Origin of the sequence: Microvirga flocculans ATCC BAA-817 (genome assembly GCF_000518665.1) — a bacterium.
GTDB lineage: Bacteria > Pseudomonadota > Alphaproteobacteria > Rhizobiales > Beijerinckiaceae > Microvirga > Microvirga flocculans.
In genome coordinates this window covers 12507-30835 of record NZ_JAEA01000018.1, presented here as the reverse complement: position 1 = coordinate 30835, position 18329 = coordinate 12507, and the positions used below count along the sequence as shown (strand labels likewise).

Annotated in this window: 17 protein-coding genes; 13 read left to right on the top strand and 4 right to left on the bottom strand. The window is 62.3% G+C overall.

Translation table 11 applies throughout. The features are described 5' to 3' along the window. Window positions 1-80: 80 nt before the first annotated feature. Both L879_RS23365 and L879_RS0117165 read left to right on the top strand, forming a co-directional pair. On the top strand, window positions 81-2255 hold the full coding sequence (locus L879_RS23365) for a YecA family protein (RefSeq protein ID WP_161634679.1): 2175 nt from the start codon (window positions 81-83) through the stop codon (window positions 2253-2255). 91 nt (window positions 2256-2346) lie between these two features. Continuing rightward, window positions 2347-2805 carry a DUF1801 domain-containing protein gene (locus tag L879_RS0117165; RefSeq protein ID WP_027317188.1) on the top strand — a complete coding sequence of 153 codons (459 nt, stop codon included), beginning with the start codon at window positions 2347-2349 and terminating at the stop codon, window positions 2803-2805. A 39-nt stretch (window positions 2806-2844) separates the two neighbouring features. Here L879_RS0117165 and L879_RS22960 read toward each other — a convergent pair whose 3' ends face one another. Further along, window positions 2845-5139: a putative bifunctional diguanylate cyclase/phosphodiesterase gene (locus L879_RS22960; protein ID WP_051435394.1), complete on the bottom strand. Its 2295-nt coding sequence runs from the start codon at window positions 5137-5139 to the stop codon at window positions 2845-2847. Between the two features lie 300 nt (window positions 5140-5439). Between L879_RS22960 and L879_RS0117155 the strand changes: the two genes are divergently transcribed. From L879_RS0117155 to L879_RS22955, 4 genes are all read left to right on the top strand, one after another. Continuing rightward, a complete protein-coding gene (locus tag L879_RS0117155) occupies window positions 5440-6444 on the top strand; it encodes an AI-2E family transporter (RefSeq protein ID WP_245265258.1) in 1005 nt (334 codons plus the stop codon). Window positions 6445-6692: 248 nt separating this feature from the next. Continuing rightward, window positions 6693-7586: a LysR substrate-binding domain-containing protein gene (locus L879_RS0117145; RefSeq protein ID WP_027317186.1), complete on the top strand. Its 894-nt coding sequence runs from the start codon at window positions 6693-6695 to the stop codon at window positions 7584-7586. 106 nt (window positions 7587-7692) lie between these two features. After that, window positions 7693-8811: a tlde1 domain-containing protein gene (locus tag L879_RS22105; RefSeq protein WP_051435393.1), complete on the top strand. Its 1119-nt coding sequence runs from the start codon at window positions 7693-7695 to the stop codon at window positions 8809-8811. Between the two features lie 125 nt (window positions 8812-8936). Continuing rightward, complete coding sequence (locus L879_RS22955) at window positions 8937-10061, top strand: alginate lyase family protein (RefSeq protein WP_084021119.1); 1125 nt, start codon at window positions 8937-8939, stop codon at window positions 10059-10061. A gap of 26 nt (window positions 10062-10087) precedes the next feature. Here L879_RS22955 and L879_RS22950 read toward each other — a convergent pair whose 3' ends face one another. After that, window positions 10088-10483 carry a DUF6455 family protein gene (locus tag L879_RS22950; RefSeq protein WP_051435391.1) on the bottom strand — a complete coding sequence of 132 codons (396 nt, stop codon included), beginning with the start codon at window positions 10481-10483 and terminating at the stop codon, window positions 10088-10090. Between the two features lie 194 nt (window positions 10484-10677). Between L879_RS22950 and L879_RS22090 the strand changes: the two genes are divergently transcribed. The 3 genes from L879_RS22090 to L879_RS0117115 all read left to right on the top strand — a co-directional run bounded on the left by L879_RS22090 (window position 10678) and on the right by L879_RS0117115 (window position 14567). Further along, window positions 10678-12597, top strand: a complete 1920-nt coding sequence (locus L879_RS22090) for a M10 family metallopeptidase (RefSeq protein WP_051435390.1) — start codon at window positions 10678-10680, stop codon at window positions 12595-12597. An 87-nt stretch (window positions 12598-12684) separates the two neighbouring features. Then, a complete protein-coding gene (locus L879_RS22085) occupies window positions 12685-13638 on the top strand; it encodes a carbohydrate kinase family protein (RefSeq protein ID WP_051435389.1) in 954 nt (317 codons plus the stop codon). After that, entirely contained in the window at window positions 13635-14567 is a 933-nt protein-coding gene (locus L879_RS0117115; RefSeq protein ID WP_027317185.1) for a pseudouridine-5'-phosphate glycosidase, read from the top strand. The genes L879_RS22085 and L879_RS0117115 overlap by 4 nt, the downstream gene beginning before the upstream one ends. Before the next feature lie 3 nt (window positions 14568-14570). Here the strand turns inward: L879_RS0117115 and L879_RS0117110 are convergent, their stop codons facing one another. Next, the gene (locus L879_RS0117110; RefSeq protein ID WP_027317184.1) at window positions 14571-15485 is read right to left on the bottom strand and encodes a histone deacetylase family protein; all 915 of its coding nucleotides are present in this window, start codon (window positions 15483-15485) and stop codon (window positions 14571-14573) included. Window positions 15486-15514: 29 nt separating this feature from the next. Continuing rightward, the gene (locus L879_RS22080) at window positions 15515-16405 is read right to left on the bottom strand and encodes an MYG1 family protein (protein ID WP_035460015.1); all 891 of its coding nucleotides are present in this window, start codon (window positions 16403-16405) and stop codon (window positions 15515-15517) included. A 210-nt stretch (window positions 16406-16615) separates the two neighbouring features. Between L879_RS22080 and L879_RS0117100 the strand changes: the two genes are divergently transcribed. The 4 genes from L879_RS0117100 (at window position 16616) to L879_RS0117085 (ending at window position 18329) form a co-directional block, all read left to right on the top strand. Then, window positions 16616-16828, top strand: coding sequence for a heavy-metal-associated domain-containing protein (locus tag L879_RS0117100; RefSeq protein ID WP_027317183.1), 213 nt, complete (start codon window positions 16616-16618; stop codon window positions 16826-16828). Between the two features lie 40 nt (window positions 16829-16868). Then, entirely contained in the window at window positions 16869-17243 is a 375-nt protein-coding gene (copM, locus tag L879_RS0117095; RefSeq protein WP_027317182.1) for a CopM family metallochaperone, read from the top strand. Between the two features lie 144 nt (window positions 17244-17387). After that, a complete protein-coding gene (locus L879_RS0117090) occupies window positions 17388-17684 on the top strand; it encodes a hypothetical protein (protein ID WP_027317181.1) in 297 nt (98 codons plus the stop codon). 264 nt (window positions 17685-17948) lie between these two features. Beyond that, window positions 17949-18329, top strand: a complete 381-nt coding sequence (locus tag L879_RS0117085) for a DUF411 domain-containing protein (protein ID WP_084021129.1) — start codon at window positions 17949-17951, stop codon at window positions 18327-18329.

The window sequence follows — 18329 nt, the reverse complement described above, 5'->3', positions numbered from 1 at the left end:
AAAGTTGCCAAACGAACCACTTGTAGTTCAAATCCAGATAAAACGGTCGGGCTTGTGCCCGGCCTTTCTCTGGGATGGCAATGAATAACTTTCAGAATCATCGTTCAGAACAGGAAGTTTTTGAAGAGCTTGGGCAAGTATGTACTGGTCCAGGCTTCGCCCATGCAGTCGCCTTCTTTTGCTTCAGGGACAATACGATCCCTATGGGAGACGAGCTAACGACCGAGGATGTCTTAGCTAGTTACACTCCAGACCGCCTAATTCGAACCGAAATAAATACCCTGATCGGTTTGATGCTTAAAGAGCCTCTCAACCTACAACTAAAAGATCCTCAGACTATTCAAAATCAACTAGAAAGAGCTGATGCTCTTTTAAAAGAACTACATAGTTGCTTAAATGCACCCCTATTTAACAGTCTAAAAACGCTCTCTGAAGCCTCTGAAAGAGGAAGTGAAGACCCATTCGCAAATGCTGCGGCCTTACGGGAACCTATCTTCTATGGAGGTGAGTCAGCATATGATTTTCAATACCGCGATCTTGCACCAATAAAGTACAAGAACGATGAGGAATGGCTTAAAAGAAACAAGGGCTTCACAATCGAAGAAGCCACCTCTGTGTTTAGAGCCATAGCGGATTTACAAAGTGAAAAACTCTTAAATCGCCTCAACTCAATAAGAAGCGAGCAGCCAGAAAAGTGGTCTATGCTCCCCGCGTATAGCTACGACATAGCTGAAATATGTAGATCATGCCAACACGATACAAAGACAGTTGCAGCTGTCCTTGATGCCTTCGCATTTCCGTCAGAAACACGAAATGCAACATTTAAGAGCCTTAGCGACTTCAATGCAGCCAACGCATATCCTGTAATCAAGCATGACAACCTCTATTACGTCTTTCAGACCTACACCCTCTTCGAAGCCTTATACGAAACACCTTTCTTTTGGATGTTAAAAGACAAGGACTATAAAGCTATTGCTGTAAAAAATAGAGGCCTATTTACAGAAACCTTCTGCTATGACCGCCTAAAAGATGTATTCGGTTCTAATAACGTTTTTCAAAATGTTATTCTGCGAAGCTCAAAGGGCAAGGACATCACTGATATCGATGTGCTTGTGAGGTTTGCGCATATCGGCATAATAGTACAAGCTAAGTCGAAACGTCTGAGCATAGAAGCCAGAAAGGGAAACGACGGCATACTCAGGGATGACTTCAAGAAAGGAATTCAAGCGGCCTACAACCAAGGCATGATCTGTGCGCAAGAGATCATGTATGGAAAATGCCATTTCTACGATCAAAACAACCAGAAAATAGAAATAGCTGACACCTTCGATAAGATTTTCTTGATAGGCGTACTTTGCGATCATTACCCCGCGCTCACCTTCCAGTGCAACAAACTACTCGAATATTCATCAAGCGATGCAATACCAGCGCCATTTATTACTGATATATTCAATTTAGAATTAGCAACTGAGTTTCTAAATACGCCACTATACTTCATTGATTACATCAATAAACGAACAAAATACTACGAAAAAATAAGTATATCTCATGAATTTACAGCGCTTTCTTATCATCTTAAGCACAATCTTTGGCTGGAAGATGGATTTGATCATATATATCTTGCAGATGACATCACAAGCGATTTGGACGTAGCAGTCTTTTCGCGCAGATTAGGGATAGGAGGCGCACGCACTCCGGACGGAATCCTCACAAAATTTGCAGATAAAACTATTGGTAAGCTTATAAAAAGCATTGAGACTCTCAAAAATCGCGCTCCAATCAACCTAGGGCTACTTCTACTATCATTAAATGAGGAATGTCTTAGCGACATCAATACAGCTATCGAGCAGCTTGCATCTCTGAGCCGAAAAGATGGCAGAGTTCACGATGCAACATTCTGGTTTGAGAACCCTTCGCTCGGACTGACAGTTCATATCAATGATGACGAAATAAATGATGCTGCTGCACGTCTTAACGCACATTGTGAAATGAGGAAGTATCTCCAAAAAGCTTCAGGCTGGTACGGTTTATGTCTCTCCTCTCATGACTACGCTGTGCGTATGGGCGTCGAGCTGAATTATCCATGGACTTTAGATCCAGAGGTAGAAGAGCGGTATAAGAATGTTCCTAAGGCAGCACCAGGACGCTCGTTACGGGAAGCCATGAAAGCAAAGCATAAGAAGATCGGACGCAATGCCCCATGCATATGCGGTAGCGGATTGAAGTACAAAAAATGCTGTCTCCCTAAACGCTAGTTGAGTGCGGTCAAGCATAGTTTACGCGCTGCTGCATCTAGACTGCATCGCTATCGTGTCGCCTTTTTGAAGTTTTCCTTTGAAACTTATTATAACAAAAGCGACATCACTCATTTACCCAGGCAAAACAGCCTTGAACGAAGAACCCTCCCCCTCCCAACAGATCGACGCGCATATCCAGCATCTGAACGACTGGCGCGGCGCGACACTGGCGCGGGTTCGGGCGCTCATCCGGCAGGCATTGCCTGATGTCGTCGAGGCGGTGAAGTGGCGTGGGGTTCCGGTGTGGGAGCATGCGGGGATCATCTGCACGGGCGAGACCTACAAGGCCGTCGTGAAGCTGACCTTCGTCAAGGGCGCTTCGCTGGAGGATCCGGCGGGGCTCTTCAATGCCAGCCTGGAGGGCAACACGCGCCGCGCCATCGATCTCCATGAGGGCGCGGCGCTCGACGAGGAGGCGTTCAAGGCGCTCGTCCGCGCCGCCGCGGCCCTGAATGCGGTCTCGTCCGCCGGGCGGAAGAAACCTGTTTCGGCCCGCCCCGGCGCGTGAGCGCCCGCGTCTCCTGCCGGAACAATCCCGGCTGCTCCGTCAGGCGATGGCGCGGGCCGGGGCCTGGTCGTCGCGCATGCCCTGCTGCGCGTTTTGGGCCTCCGCAATGAAGGCCGCGATGGCGTCCCGGGGCATGGGCTTGGCGATGAGATAGCCTTGAGCCTGGGAGGCCCCCGCCTGGCGCAGGGCGGCAAGCTGCTCTTCCGTTTCGACGCCCTCGGCCGTCGTGCTCATCTTCAGGTCGTTCGCGAGGCTGATCGTCGCCTTGATGATGGCGCGGCTGTCGGGCGAATCCATCATGGCGCGCACGAAGGACTGGTCGATCTTGATCTTGTCGAAGGGAAAGCTGCTCAAGTAGCTCATGGAGGCATAGCCGGTGCCGAAATCGTCGAGCGCGATCGAGACCCCGAGCGCCTTGAGCCGCCGGAGCGTCGCGGTGGCCTCCTCCGTGAGCCTGACGGATTCCGTGATCTCCAGGATCAGGCGGCGGGCCGGCAGGCCGGAGGCGTCCAGGGCCTGCCGGACGCTGGCGAAGACGTCCCGGCTCCTGAACTGCACGGGCGAGAGGTTGACCGCGACCGCCAGCGGCAGCGGCCAGGTCATGGCGGTCCTGCAGGCCTCCTCGAGGATCCAGTCGCCGATGGGGCCGATGAGGCCGGATTCCTCCGCCGCCGTGATGAACTGCAGGGGCAGGATCATCCCCTTCGTGGGATGCTTCCAGCGCACCAGGGCCTCGCAGCCCCACATCCGGTTCGTCGCGATATCGAGGATCGGCTGGTAGAACAGCTCGAGCTCCCTGTTTTCATGGGCGCTGCGCAAGGCCCCTTCGAGGGCGCGGCGCTCCGCGCGGGGATCCTTGAGGTTCGCGTCGTAGAGCCGGTAGCCGCTGTCGGAATCCGACTTCGCCGCATAGAGGGCGATGTCGGCGGCCTTCATGAGGTCGGCCGAGGTCCTGCCGTCCGAGGACGCAATCGCGACGCCCATGGACGGCAGGACGTCGATCTCCGTGTTTCCGGCCGTGCAGGGTCTCTTCATGGCGGCCTGGATGGCCCCGACGAGGTCCAGCACCTGCTGCCGCCCCCGCACCGGCCGTTGAATGATGGCGAATTCGTCGCCGCCGATGCGGGCGATGAAGTCGCTCTTCCTGAGTCGCTCGCGCAGCCGCCGCGCCACGGCCTGAAGGACTTCGTCCCCCACGCCGTGCCCGTGGTTGTCGTTGATGTCCTTGAAGCGGTTGAGGTCGATGAAATGCAGGGCGAAGTCGGTGCCGGACCGCTGGGAGGCCAGGAAGGTCCGCTTCAGCTCCTCGACGAAGAACAGCCTGTTGGGAAGCTTCGTCAGGATGTCGTGGCGCGACAGGTAGCTCTCGCTGGCGGCCCTGAGAATGCCCGTCCGGACATGCCGCAGGCCGAGCAGGCTCGCCGTGTTGATGGCGATGTCCATGATATAGGCGACGAAGCCGATCAGCCGCGCCTCGAGGCGCCGCCCGGCCATGAGTTCCGCAACGGTCCGGCTGGCGGCGACGCCGCAGGGATAATTGGCGAGAGGATGAAGGGCGACCAGCCGCTCGGCCCTGTCGATCCAGCTGACATCCCGGATGAGCGTCGGGATGTTCCTGGCGATCATCCGCTGCAGAGGGGTATTGGGCCGCCAGAGCCGCCGCCCCAGCACCCGCTCGGCGGCGGGAGCGTGCGCCAGGATCATGCCGTCGCGCCGGTAGAGCGCGATCGCCAGCGAGCCTGGCTTGAGGTGCTCCTTGTAGGTGGTCTCGATGTGGCCGAGATCGACGGTCGCCACGATGATGCCGAGGAAGTTGCCGTCGGTGTCCTTGATCTTCCGCGCGAGCGAGAGAACCTTCTTGCCCGTCGCCCGGATCTTCACCGGCTCGCCGACATACAAGATGAGCGCCGCATCCGTCGCGAGCGCCCGGTAATAGGTCGTGTCCGTCAGGTAGATCGGATGGGACACCGGATGCGGGTTGGACGATCCGACGATCCGCCCCCGGGTATTGATGAGATCGATGCGGGCGATGTGGGACAGGGAATGGGTCGCGCCGACAAGGACGGCCTTCGTCGTCTGCGACGCGGCATAACTGTCGAACTCCTCCGCCCGGAGGCAGTTTTGCGGGATCCGGCCGACCACGTCGCGCAGAACGTTCTCGATGGACTGGAAGGCCGCATCCGTCTGCTCCTGGAGAGCCAGGGCGAGGTTCGCCAGATCGCCTTCGGCCTTCGCAAGGTCGTCGTTATAGCCGCGCGCGAAGAGGAAAGCGGCGCCGATGATTCCGGCAGCTGCCGTAAAGATGCTGAGAGCAATGATCAGATAATCTGGCACGACGGCTTTCGGCTCGACTTACGAGAGGCAATCCCCGCCAGAGTTCATGTGTATTCGTCGTTATTCCGTTAATTCCGGCAGGAATTCAGTCACGCGAAAGTAAAAAAGACCGAGCCTCCAGCCCGCGCCGGAGCGGCATGGGCAAATCCTCTCGCCCCGCGCCCCGATCTTCACAAGACCGCCGCGACGTTGCAGACATAAGGCAACGGAGTTTTCGAGGTTGAGAGCGTGACCATCATGGAACGGCAGCCGGCGCCCGATGCGGCGACCTCGCGATGGAGGACGAGAAGCCGCTTCCGGATGGCCGTTCTTCTCGCCTTCACGGTCATCGGGTTCTATCTCTGCTACCTGCTCACGGCGCCTTTCCTGCCCGCGCTCACCTGGGCCCTGGCCCTGGCGATCCTGTTCATGCCGGCGCATCGGTGGATCGAGGGCAAGGTCCGGCATCCGGCCCTCGCGGCCACGATCTCCGTTCTCGTCGTCGGCACGATCGTCGTGGTGCCCACGCTCTTCGTCGGCACCCGGCTGGTGCAGGAGGCCGGCAAAGGCGTCGTGACCGTGCAGGAGAAGATCCAGTCCGGTGAATGGCTGCGCGCCATCGAGGCGCACCCGACCACGGCGGCGGTCGCCCGCTGGATCGACGAGGCGGACCTGCCGGAGGCCCTGACGAGCGCCGCCTCGCGGCTGACCGATGCGAGCGCGCGGCTGATCCGTGAATGGATCTCCTATGCGCTGACCCTGCTCCTCACCTTCTACATGCTCTTCTACTTCCTGCGCGACCGCGGCGCGGCGCTGGATCTCTTACGGGACATGTCGCCCCTGCCCGAGGCGGAGATGCAGCGGCTCTTCGCCCGCGTGGCCGATACGGTCTATGCCACGGTCTACGGCACCGTCGCCGTCGCCCTCGTGCAGGGCGCACTGGGCGGGCTGATGTTCTGGCTGCTCGACCTGCAGGCGCCCCTGCTGTGGGGCATCGTCATGGGTCTCCTGGCCATCGTGCCGGTGCTCGGAGCCTTCATCGTCTGGGTGCCCGTCGCCGCCTTCCTCGCCCTCGACGGCCAGTGGGGCCAAGCCGTCATCCTGACGGCCTGGGGCGCCATCATCGTCGGCGGCATCGACAACCTGCTCTATCCCATGCTCGTGGGCGACCGGTTGAGGCTCCACACCGTCCCGGCCTTCATCGCGATCATCGGAGGCCTGATCCTGTTCGGAGCATCGGGTCTCATCCTCGGCCCACTGGCCGTCGCGATCACCCTGTTCCTGTTCGAGACCTGGAAGAAGCGCCTGGGCGAGCGGCAGGATTAGGAGGTGGCAAGCACCTGCACCCGCGCTCGAAGGGCAGATCGGCGAGCTCTTCGAGGCTCATGCGCCGGAGAGCCGGATGGGCCAGGGGGTCGCTCTCCCATGCCTCGTCCTCGCGCCCGTCGCCTCCACGGGCGTCGCCATGCAGAAGATTCTTGAGGGTGCATATCAGGTTCAGCATGGCTAAAGCCTGAACCCCTCACCACGCAAATGAAATGGCGCTTTTCTGCAATTGGCTATAGAAAAGCTGCATGCGCAACCTGAACCGCTTCCATCTGAACGGCCTGCGCGCCCTGGAGGCTGCAGGGCGCCTGGGAAGCCTTCGCGCCGCCGCCGAGGAGCTCGGCGTCACCGTCGGAGCCGTCAGCCAGCAGATCCTCAAGGCCGAAGAGCAATTCGGCCGCTCCCTGTTCGAGCGGCACCCGAAGGGCTTGAAACCCACCGCCTTCGGGCAGGACGTCCTGCGCTATCTCAGTTCGGGCTTCGCCGAAATCTCAGCCGGGCTGGCCCTGGCCGACAGGCGGCGCGAGGGCGTGCTGACCGTGTCGGTGGCGCCGGTCTTCGCCAGCAAGTGGCTGGTGTGGCGCCTTCAGCGCTTCCGCGAGCGGCATCCGGATATCCGCATCCGCATCGATGCCGATGTTTCCCTCGTGGATCCGGGCCATGAGGATGTGGATGTCTGCATCCGGGTCGGCCGCGGCGGCTGGCCGAACGTGAAGGCCGAACGGCTCCTCGGCCAGTGCGTCTTTCCCGTTTGCAGTCCGCTTTTGGGCGAGCGCCTGCGCCATCCCCACGATCTCGCCGCCGTGCCGATCGTCCGGGAGCCGACGCCCATGTTCGGCTGGAACACATGGCTTGGCCCGAACGGGCTCGACGAGTCCATTCTCGGGGACGGGCCCGTCTTCTCGGATGCATCCCTGTGCCTGGATGCGGCGATGGCCGGCCAGGGGGTCTTCCTCGGCTGGGAGACCCTGGCCGGCGACGCCATCGCCCTAGGCCGTCTCGTTGCGCCCTTCCCCGACCGCTACGATACGGGCATTTCCTACTGGTTCGTGACCGCACGCTCCACGCCGGAGACGCGCGCGGTGAACGCCTTTCGCGACTGGCTGAAATCCGAACTCGCCTCGCATGCAGCAACGCAGTGACCTGCGCATCTGCCCGGCGATGGGAGCTCGTGCGGCAAGGGCATTATCCGGAATTTAACCAAAGCGGCGCTTAATCGAACTCTAAAGTTGTTGCGTAGAGTTCGCCATGTTGCACAGGTCCTATCCGGCAGGCCGCCGCGCCGCGCGTCGCCCCAAGCGCCATTTCCTCCTGACGGCAGCACTCGTGGCGATCTCGATGAGCCCGCTTGCCTATTTCGCGGATATCGGCGGAATCTCCGGCACGCCCTCTGCCGTTCAGGGCGAAATCGCACGCCAGGCCTCTGCAGGGGCGTCCCTCCGGACGGCATCGGCCTACGACCTGTCCCTGGTCGATCCGAACCCGACCTTGCGGCCCGAGGCGCTCGCCTTCGCCCGGAACACGCCGCTCACGGCCGCGCTCAAGCCGCGCGCCGCCGCACGCACGGCACCTGCCGAGCCGTCGGCGGCCGCTGTCGCGCAAACGCCTGTCGAGCCTTCTCCGCCTGTCGCTGTGGCCGAGGCGGCTCAGCCCGTGCCGCTGCCTGTCCCCCGCCCGGCCGAATTCCGCAACCTGCGGACGTCTCCGGCTCCGCAAGTGGCGCGGGCGTCGAGCGTTCCCGCAACGCCCCGCGCGGCGGCCATCGCCAGCCCGCAGGCGGATAACCGCACCTTCATCGAAAAACTCTTCGGCGTGCGGCCCGCCACACCGCCCGAAGCTGCGCTCAGCTATGCCGCGCTCGAGAACGGCACGGGCAGCATCTCGCCCAACATCCGCGTGAGCCCCGTTCCGACCGAGGCCGGCGCAGGCACGGCCGTCTATGACATCGTCGCGCAGACGGTCACCTTGCCCAACGGCGAAAGGCTCGAGGCGCATTCCGGTCTCGGCGACATGATGGACAATCCCCGTTACGTGAATGTCCGCATGAAGGGCGCGACCCCGCCGGGCACCTACGTCATCACCGAACGCGAGGCACTGTTCCATGGTGTGCGCGCCCTGCGCCTCACGCCGGTGGGCGGCAGCGCCGCCATCTATGGCCGCGACGGCATCCTGGCTCATACCTATCTGCTCGGCCCGCGCGGGGATTCGAACGGCTGCGTCTCCTTCAGGAACTACGACCGCTTCCTGCAGGCCTATCTCAGAGGCGAGATCAAGCGCCTGATCGTCACCGCAGGACGGGGACAGGATCTCGTGCCGCCTCTAGCCAGCAATCGCAGCCCGTCCCGCCGCTCCGCCAATGCCGGCTGAGACGAGCCATAACCCGAAAGACCTTATCCGCCCGGCCTTGCTACGCCGAATTTTGATGGGAAATCGGATCCACTTCCTGGAACAATGCCCTAGCTCATGATCCGCATAGGTCTGAGGAGGACGGCATGGCGGGGGCTGCTGGACGGGCGATAGGATGCGCAACGGCTGCGCGCAGCCCGCTCCGCGTCTTGCTTCCCATGCTTCTCCTCGCCCTGCCCATCAGCGCCGCCTATGGGCAAGGTACCGGTTATCTCATCCCTTCGCCGGGGAAGGAGAACGTTCAGGCCAAGCCCAGATATGAATGCGGCACGCCGGGCGCGCCCATCGTCACCCTCGATACCCAGAGCAAGTACAAGCAGTCCGACGCGCAGCGCGCCACGATCGACGAGGAGGCCGAGGAGGCTTATTCGGAAGCGGTCGAGCCGCTGCGCGACTATGGACGCAACCTCGCGAAGATTGCGAACGCCTATGTGAAGTCGAGCCCAAGAAACACCGCCGCGGCCGCCTGCGCGCTCGTCTGGCTCGATGCCTGGGCCTCGGCGAACGCCATGACCGACATGCGCTCGAAACAGGCGCTTTTCAATCTGGGGCAGGCCCTGGGTGGCTTCGCGCTCGCCTATCTTCAGATCCGCAACGCGCCCGGCCTGGCGGATGAGCCGAAGAAGCGCGTCGAGTCATGGCTGAAGACTCTCGGGCGGAACGTCGTTGAGGCGAAGGAAGGAGCTCAAGGAGTCTCGGGGCGCAACAATCACCGCTACTGGGCGGGTCTCGCCGCCACCGCCGCCGGTATCGCGTCCGGCGACAGGACTCTGACCGATTGGGGGATCGCCAGCGCACGGATAGGGCTCGCGCAGATCACGCCGGAAGGCACGCTGCCGCTTGAACTCAAGCGCGGCAAGCGCGCCCGCGACTATCACATCTACGCTGCCGAACCGTTGGTCGCCACAGCCGAACTCGCTCGCAGCCGGGGCCTCAATCTCTATGCCGAACAGAGCGGCGCCCTCTCCCGCCTCGTGAACCGGGTGGTGCTGTCTCTCGACGATCCATCGTTCTTCGATCAGGCCGCCGGCACCAGGCAGGAACCTTATCCCGGCGATGGCACCATTCCCGGCAATCGCATCGCCTGGCTCGAGATCTACCAGAGCCGCTTTCCCTCATCCGGGATCGAGGCCGTGCTCGCCCCCAGGCGCCCCGTTGCCTCAAGCGCCATCGGTGGAAACACGACCCTGCTGTTCCACGGTAGGGATTGACACTCCGTCAGCCGGGCGCCTCGCCTTCAGGCGCGCGCATCCTTCATGGCGACCTCGCTCTGCAATTCCTGCAGGTTCTCGGCATTAGGGCAGTACTCGGCATAATGCGCGCCCGCGCGGCCATGGTCGAGATCGTCGCGGCAGCGAACGGCGGCAGTGCATCCCGAGCAGGTGAGACTCATGTCCCGCATGAGCGCCGCATGGATTTCGCGGACCTTGTCCGGATCGAGGGACAGCGCATTCATGAGCCGCGGCAGCTCCGCGGCAGCCTCGGGACCCTGGGCCACGAGCACGGGCAGGATCTCCACCGGAACGCCGATATCCCGAGCCAGGGCCTCTCGCTGGGCCTGATCCAGCGATTCGAGTTCGAAAGCCCGCGCCCAGCTCGCCTGCCACTGTCTGAGGGTTTCTCCCAAAGTCATGATCGCCTCCGATTTTTGCGATCACTGTAGCCCGCGGGACATCGGGCGCTTTGATCCAGCGCAAAACCGTAAAAGCCGCGTGCCTCGAAAGGACACATGCGGACCGGCCTGGAATTCACGGGAGCCCTTCGCAATCCGTTGGATTTTTTCCCATCCCGCTGTTAAGTACATTCCCTAACGGAATGGGGGCATTCATGGCGACGGCAATAGAAGTTGATCCAACGAACAATTACGCGATCGACGGGATCCTGTTCGGCACCAGATGGACGACGACCGCGCTGACCTACAGCTTTGCAACGCTCCCATCGCAGCTGTTGGACTACTCGCCGGTCAACGCTATCAACCCCGACGATTTCTCCGCTCTCGACTCCACGCAGCAGCTCTATGTCGAGCGCGCGCTGGAAATGTGGACCGCCGTTTCGGGCCTCACCTTCACGGAGGCCGCCTCGCCGGAGGACGCGGACATCCGGATCTATTGGTACCGGTCCCCGGAAAACCCTACGGCCAGGGTCGTCGACTTCCCTTCGTCCGAGCCCGAGGCCGGCGATATTCAGCTCGGCGGATCCGTCGCCGATTCAAACTCCTGGGAGCCGGGCTCCTATGCCTATCTCACGATCCTGCACGAGATCGGCCACGCCCTCGGCCTGAAGCATCCGCACAATGAAATCGGCATCTTTCCCGAGGTCGATCCCGCCGTGGATTCCATCGAGCTCTCTGTGATGAGCTATAGCAGCTATCCCGGACGGGGCTCGGAAGGCGGCTACACCCTCGCGGAGGGCAGCTACCCGACGGCCCCCATGCTCCACGACATCGCAGCGCTGCAATATCTCTACGGCCCCAACTGGAGCTATAAAAGCGACGACACCACCTACACCTTCGATCCAAGCGCCGATGTCCTCTTCGACACTCTTTGGGATGGCGGCGGCAACGACACCTACAATTTCGAGAACTACGCCACCAATCTTACGATCAACCTGCTCCCGGGACAGTGGAGCGACGTGGGTAGGCAATACGCTCTTCTGGACGGCTTTGAAGGGATCTATGCCCGCGGCAACATCGCCAATGCCTATCTCTATCAGAACGATCCGCGTTCCCTGATCGAAAACGCCAGAGGCGGCAGCGGGCATGATACGCTCATCGGCAACCATGCCGCGAACCGTCTCTCCGGCAATGCTGGCAACGATACTCTCTCCGGCGGCGCAGGTGCGGACACGCTCGAGGGCGGCGCAGGCTTCAACTGGGCCTCGTATGCTAACGCCACAGCAGGCGTGAATGCGAGCCTGATCGCCAGCGCCGGTAACACAGGCGAGGCTTCGGGCGACGTCTATGCCAGCATCCAGGGCCTGCAGGGCTCGGCCTACGGCGACAGACTCACCGGCGATACGGGAGGCAACGGCCTGCAGGGCCTGGGCGGCAACGACACGCTGTACGGCGGCGATGGCAACGACCGGATCTCAGGCGATGCCGGAAACGATTACGTTTCCGGAGGCTGGGGCAACGACAGGATCCTGGGAGGGTCCGGCAGCGACAGGCTCTATGGCTACACGGGCAGCGATACCCTCGATGGAGAGTCGGGCAACGACCTGATGTCCGGCAGCTCCGGCAACGATACGGTGCGTGGCGGTTCGGGCAACGACAGCGTCGATGGAGGCTCGGGCAACGACTGGGTCTATGGCGATACTGGCGCGGATCGGGTCAACGGCAGTTCCGGAAACGACAGGCTCAGCGGCGGAGCGGGCAACGATGCGCTCCATGGCGGCACGGGCAGGGATGCTTTCGTGTTCGACAGCGCACTGGGCACCGCCCGCACGAACCGCAAGATCAACTTCGACACGATCAAGGATTTCAACGTCGCCGACGACAGCCTCTGGCTCGACAACGCGATCTTCTCCAAGCTCGGAAAGACGGGCTCCCTCTCAAAGCCCGCCCAGCTGAACAAGGCCTTCTTCACAGTGGGCGAGCACGCAGAGGATCGGAACGACTATCTGATCTACAACAAGCGGACGGGCATCCTCTCCTACGATGCGGACGGATCCAGCGCCGGCAAGGCCGTCGAGATCGCGCTGCTCAAGAAAGGCCTCGCCCTCAGCTACAGGGATTTCTTTGTCGTCTGAGCCAATGGGCCGCGCCGCCCGTTGCGGCGGCCCCCGCCTTCCGGCATATCCTCCGGGTGCAAGCGAAAAGGCGAGAGGTCCGATGACATGGAGCCTGAGATCGTCAGGGTGATCTGCATCGGCGGCGCGGCCGTCGACCGCAAGTACCGCGCAATGGAGCCGATCCAGCCGGGAACCTCCAATCCGGTGAGTTCCGGCCGCTCCTTCGGCGGTGTCGCCCGCAATGTGGGCGAGAACATCGCGCGGCTCGGCGCCGGGGCAGCTCTCATCTCCATCGTCGGGAACGACGAGAACGGCCATGCCATGCTGGACGACCTGAAACGGCTCGGCATCGGCACAAATGGCATGGCGATTTCTGAGAGGCAGGCCACGGCGGAATACGTCGCCGTCCTGCAGCCGGACGGGGAGCTTGCCCTCGGTCTAGCCAATATGGCGGTCTTCGATGAGCTGACCCCTGCCCTGCTGCGCCGGTCCGAGGCCGAGTTCGCATCGTCCTGGCTCTTCGCGGATTGCAATCTGCCCTCCGAGACGCTGCATGCGCTGGTCGATCTTGCGCGCGGGCGCTCGCTCATGCTGGCGGTCGATGCCGTATCGACCCCGAAGGTGACGCGGCTGCCGCGGGACCTCACGGGCATCGGCCTCTTCTTCCTCAACCTCGATGAGGCCCGCGCCTTTCTGGAGGCTCCGGACACTGCGCCGGACGCGGCGGCCCGCGCCCTCCTCGCCCAGGGAGCCGAGCGGATCGTCCTGACCCTCGGAGCGAACGGGCTGCTCGTCGCGGACCGCACCGGGATCGCCAGGATCGGCGCCACGCAGGCCCGGATCGTGGATGCGACCGGCGCAGGGGATTCCCTGATCGCCGCGACCCTCGTCGCCATGCTGAGAGGGCGCCCACTCGATGAAGCCGCACGGCTCGGCACCGTGGCGGCGGCCCTGACCGTTGAGAGCCCATCCAGCGTCCGGCCGGACCTTTCCCTCGCCTTGCTTGAAACCCTCTTGCCGCTTAGAGCTGGTCCGGTCCGCGAACGGGAGCCATCATGAAGCACGACATCGCCAGCCGCTTTCTCGACATCGCTCCCGAGGTGCAGGAGGCCCTTCGCCAGGGTGGAGCGGTGGTGGCGCTTGAATCCACCATCATCACCCACGGCATGCCTCATCCCCAGAACGTCGCCACGGCCCGCGAGGTCGAAGCGGTCGTGCGCGGGAACGGCGCCGTTCCCGCCACGATCGCGATCATCGAGGGGCGCATCAAGATCGGGCTCTCCGATGCGGAACTCGACTGGCTCGGCACCGCCACAGACGTGATGAAGCTGAGCCGCGCCGATCTGCCCTACGCGGTCGCCGCAGGACGCCATGGCGCGACGACGGTCGCGGCCACCATGATCTGCGCGCATCTCGCCGGCATCCGCGTGTTCGCGACCGGCGGCATTGGCGGCGTCCATCAGGGCGTCGAAAGCACCATGGACATCTCGGCCGATCTCGACGAGCTGGCCCGCACGCCCGTGGCCGTGATCTGTGCAGGTGCGAAAGCCATCCTCGACCTGCCGCGCACGCTCGAATATCTCGAGACCCGCGGCGTGCCCGTGGTCGGTTACGGAACGGACCGCTTTCCGGCGTTCTGGAGCCGCGCGAGCGACCTGCCCGTTCCCCTCCGTCTCGACAGCCCCGAGGCGATGGCCGACCTAATCCGTACCAAGGAATCCCTGGGCCTCGGCGGCGGCGTTCTGGTGGCCAATCCGGTTCCCGCCGCCGACGAGATCCCCGCCGACGAGATGAGAACCTTCATCGACGCAGCCGTGGCCGAGGCGAAGGCTCGCGGCGTCGCGGGAAAGGCCGTTACGCCCTTCCTTCTGTCCACTCTCGTCGAACGGACGAACGGCCGGAGCCTCGCCACCAACATCGCGCTCGTGAAGAACAACGCCGCGCTCGCCGCGCGCCTGGCCGTCTCGCTCGCCCGTCCTGAAGCTTGAGGATCAGCCGTTCGCCTCGCTCCATGCCGCCATCGCCTCAAAAACGATGGCGTGACGTCGGGCGAGGGCATCGATGTCGCTGGAATAGCCTCCACCGATGACGGCGACGAGCGGGATGCGGCGGCTTCGCGCCTGTTCGATCACGTAACCGTCCCGCCGGCGCAAGCCCTCATCGGACAGAGCGAGCCGCCCCAGCTTGTCATCCCGGTGAGGATCGACCCCGGCATTGAAGAAGACGATATCCGGCTCCAGCGCATCGAGCAGGCGGGGAAGATGCGCCTGAAGCATCTGGAGATAGGCGTCGTCCTCCATCCGATCCGGCAGGCCGATATCGAGATCGCCCGGGATCTTGCGCACGGGATAGTTTTTCTCCGCATGCATGGAGAAGGTGAAGAGATCCGGCTCATCCCCGAGGCAATCGGCTGTCCCGTCGCCCTGGTGCACGTCGAGATCGACGACAAGCGCTCGCTGGATCGTCCTGTCGGCCCTCAGGGCCTTGGCGGCGATGGCGACATCGTTGAAGACGCAAAAGCCTGCGCCGGTTTCCCGCTGGCCGTGATGGCTGCCCCCTGCCGTCGTGCCCGCAAGGCCGTGCTGCAGGGCAAGCCTCGACGCAAGCAGCGTTCCGGCTGCGGATACGCGGGCGCGGCGAACCACGCTTTCGCCGATTGGCAAGCCGATCCGCCTCTCGATCTCGCGCGGAACCGAGCAGGCGAAAACCTGATCCACGTAAGTCCGGTCATGCGCAAGCGCGATCAGGTCGGCGGAGGCTTCGTCGGGAACGACGAAGCCGCTGGGAACGAGGCCCATTTCCGCAACCGTTTCCGCGAGGCGGCCGTATTTGCGCATGGGGAAGCGATGGTCTTCGGGCAGGCTCGCTTCATAGGCGGAATGAGAGATGATCGGTACCTGCTTCATGGCCTGGAACCCTTGCGGACCAGCGTCACCTAGCGTCCTGCGGCAATCGCCTTCTCGGCCAGCCGGATCGCCGATTCCCGGGAGCGGGCCCCGCAGATGAACCCGCTCGGATGACAGAAGACGCCGTCCTCGATTCCGGCTGCCTTGGAGAATTCCTCCTCCTGCAAGCCACGCCAGGATTCGGGCAGGGACAATCTTTGCCCGAAGGAGCCGGGCTCGGGCGGGATGGTCCGGCAATACCAGGACGTCCGGTCCTCATTCGGATAGATGACGAAAAGAAGGTCGCGCAGATCGTCTTCGAAGACCGCTTTCTCCCAGGGCAGCTTCCGGTCGAGAACGACCACCCGGGAATCCCGCGCTTGCCGTGCGGCAGCCTGGACCAGCGACAGGGCCTTCGCTTCCGCATGGGCCTGCCGGCAGGCCCGAAGCAGGATGCCTCTCGCGAAATCGGCCGCCTCGAGAAAGGCTTCGTCATAGGATTGCGTGCAGTCCCAGGTCGGATTGAAAGCCTCGATCAGCAGTGCGAGATGTCCCTGGCTCGCCGACGCGATGCCGTTATCGGCCTGATCGATGGCCAGAATGAAACTCGTATCCACGTCCTGCCAGACGACATCGCGCATATCCTCGCCGATCCCCGGAACGAGGCGGGAAAGCGCAGCTCGCCCGTAATCGCGCCAGATCAGGCCGACCGAGCTGTAGGGCGTTCCATCGGACCGCCGAGGCAGGTCGCGCATGTGATGGTCGTAGCGCCCCCTGGCGGCATCATAGATTCCCCCGACATCGAAAACGATGTCCGCTTTATCGATCAGCGCCGCATCGCGTGTCCGCACCAGGCTGAAAGCGCCCAGGGCCTCGCGCAGCACAGAGAAGGCGAAGACATCGTCGGCATGGAACGTGCCGCTATGGGTTACAACCTTCATTCCTCACTCCCCGGCCGCGGGCCGGTACTATATGTAAAATCAATGGCCATGATCTGCGATAACAGAGCTATCCGTATAGGATAAGCCCCATCATGCAACATCGCTCGTGCCGAAAAAGCCTATAGCCCCCATGAACCTCCGGAGCGCTTGACCTTACCATCGTGGAAAGGTCTAGAACCCTCGGGACCCTGTGAAACGAGGATCCCGACCATGCACGAATTTCACGTTCCCGGCATGACCTGCGGCGGCTGCCTGCGCGCCGTCACCCGCGCCATCCAGGCGCTCGACCCGAAGGCTCAGATCGAAGGCGATCTCGAAAACCGGCGCATCAAGGTGACGTCGGAGAAGGAAATGTCTTCGATCCTGGCGGCCCTGAGCAACGGAGGCTACCCCGCCGAAGTTCTCCCCCTGCAGAGCGCATGAGCATCCGACGATTTCTTGCAACCCTCAAAGGAAAGTGATGATGAAAATCCATTCTATCGCCCTCGCCGCCCTCCTGGCCGCTCTTCCCTCCCTTGCCTTGGCGCAGGGCGCTCATGGGGGCCATTCCGGCCACTCCGCCCCTGCCCAGGCGGCCGACACTCCCGCGACGCAGGCTTACCGGCAGGCGAACGACAAGATGCATCGGGACATGGCCATCACGTTCAGCGGCGATGCCGATATCGACTTCGTCCGGGGCATGATTCCCCATCACCAGGGCGCCATCGACATGGCGAAGGTCGCCCTTCAATACGCCAAGGACGAGCAGGTCCGTAAATGGGCGACCGATGTGATCCGCGAGCAGGAGCGGGAAATCGCCGAGATGCAGGCCTGGCTGAAGAAAAGGGGCGCCCTTTAAAAAAAGGACAAGTTCCTGCGATAAGCGGGTGAGAACCCCCGATCTCGTGCTACAGGGCTCCGGCTGCGCACGCAGCGCCCCTGCCACGAACAAGCCGGTGAAGCGTTAGTGGATATCCCTGCGGGCGAATGGAAAGGACGAACCATGTTCACGCTTACGATCAGCGACAAGGCGATTGCCATCACCAACGCGAATGAGGCCGAAGCCCGCGAAATCCTCATGAGCGACGAGTTCAAGGAGGATCTGCAGGTCCTGGAGAGCGAAGGCGCTCCCCTGTGGGATGGCTTCGCCTCCCTCAGCGTCAGGCCGGCCACGGAAGAGGAAAAGGCCGAATTCGAGCTGGCCGACTTCGACGACGAGGAGGACGATGATGAGGAGGAAGGCCCCTACATCATGTTCCTGGTCGACGTGACGGACCCCGATGAGCTTGACGAGGACTGAGCGGAAACCCGCCGAGCAGCTTTCCGGCCCACAGAACGACACGCCAGCCCGGACCCGTCCGGGCTGGTTCGTTTTGAAAGCCGGAACGGCCTTGACCTTGCCATCGTTGGAAGGCCCAGAAACCGGGGGATTTCGGATGCACGAGATAAGGAATTCGTCGTGACCCTCAAAACGATCCATCGCCGGGCGCTGCTGTCGGCGCTCATCGCCTCCCCCTTCGCGGTTTCCTCATTCCCTGCCTTGGCGGCTCCCTCATGGCCGAAGATGGTTGTGACGAAGGATCCGAATTGCGGCTGCTGCAGCGCTTGGATCGACCATGTCCGTGCAGCGGGTTTTACGGTCGACGTCGTCGAAAAGTCCGAGGTCGCGCGGCTGAAGGTCCGTCTCGGCGTTCCTCAGGCCCTGGCCTCCTGCCACACCGCCGAGATCGGGGGCTATGTGATCGAGGGCCATGTCCCGGCAGGCGCGATCAAGCGGCTTCTGGCCGAAAAGCCAGACGGCAGGGGCCTCGCCGTGGCGGGGATGCCGATCGGCTCACCGGGAATGGAGGTCGAGGGAGCGGAACCCGACATCTACGACGTCGTGCTCTTCGGTCCTGCCGGGCAGCGCCCCTATGCCCGCTTCAAAGGCCCACTGGAAGCCTGA

Bases quoted from the DNA above. Each gene is read 5' to 3' on its own strand.
- L879_RS0117145 (WP_027317186.1), top strand. From the start codon at position 6,693: ATGCGCAACCTGAACCGCTTCCATCTGAACGGCCTGCGCGCCCTGGAG.
- L879_RS0117100 (WP_027317183.1), top strand. From the start codon at position 16,616: ATGCACGAATTTCACGTTCCCGGCATGACCTGCGGCGGCTGCCTGCGC.
- L879_RS22105 (WP_051435393.1), top strand. From the start codon at position 7,693: ATGTTGCACAGGTCCTATCCGGCAGGCCGCCGCGCCGCGCGTCGCCCC.
- L879_RS0117115 (WP_027317185.1), top strand. From the start codon at position 13,635: ATGAAGCACGACATCGCCAGCCGCTTTCTCGACATCGCTCCCGAGGTG.
- copM (WP_027317182.1), top strand. From the start codon at position 16,869: ATGAAAATCCATTCTATCGCCCTCGCCGCCCTCCTGGCCGCTCTTCCC.
- L879_RS22955 (WP_084021119.1), top strand. From the start codon at position 8,937: ATGGCGGGGGCTGCTGGACGGGCGATAGGATGCGCAACGGCTGCGCGC.
- L879_RS22950 (WP_051435391.1), bottom strand. From the start codon at position 10,483: ATGACTTTGGGAGAAACCCTCAGACAGTGGCAGGCGAGCTGGGCGCGG.
- L879_RS0117155 (WP_245265258.1), top strand. From the start codon at position 5,440: ATGGCCGTTCTTCTCGCCTTCACGGTCATCGGGTTCTATCTCTGCTAC.
- L879_RS0117090 (WP_027317181.1), top strand. From the start codon at position 17,388: ATGTTCACGCTTACGATCAGCGACAAGGCGATTGCCATCACCAACGCG.
- L879_RS22080 (WP_035460015.1), bottom strand. From the start codon at position 16,405: ATGAAGGTTGTAACCCATAGCGGCACGTTCCATGCCGACGATGTCTTC.
- L879_RS23365 (WP_161634679.1), top strand. From the start codon at position 81: ATGAATAACTTTCAGAATCATCGTTCAGAACAGGAAGTTTTTGAAGAG.
- L879_RS0117110 (WP_027317184.1), bottom strand. From the start codon at position 15,485: ATGAAGCAGGTACCGATCATCTCTCATTCCGCCTATGAAGCGAGCCTG.
- L879_RS22085 (WP_051435389.1), top strand. From the start codon at position 12,685: ATGGAGCCTGAGATCGTCAGGGTGATCTGCATCGGCGGCGCGGCCGTC.
- L879_RS22090 (WP_051435390.1), top strand. From the start codon at position 10,678: ATGGCGACGGCAATAGAAGTTGATCCAACGAACAATTACGCGATCGAC.
- L879_RS0117085 (WP_084021129.1), top strand. From the start codon at position 17,949: ATGGTTGTGACGAAGGATCCGAATTGCGGCTGCTGCAGCGCTTGGATC.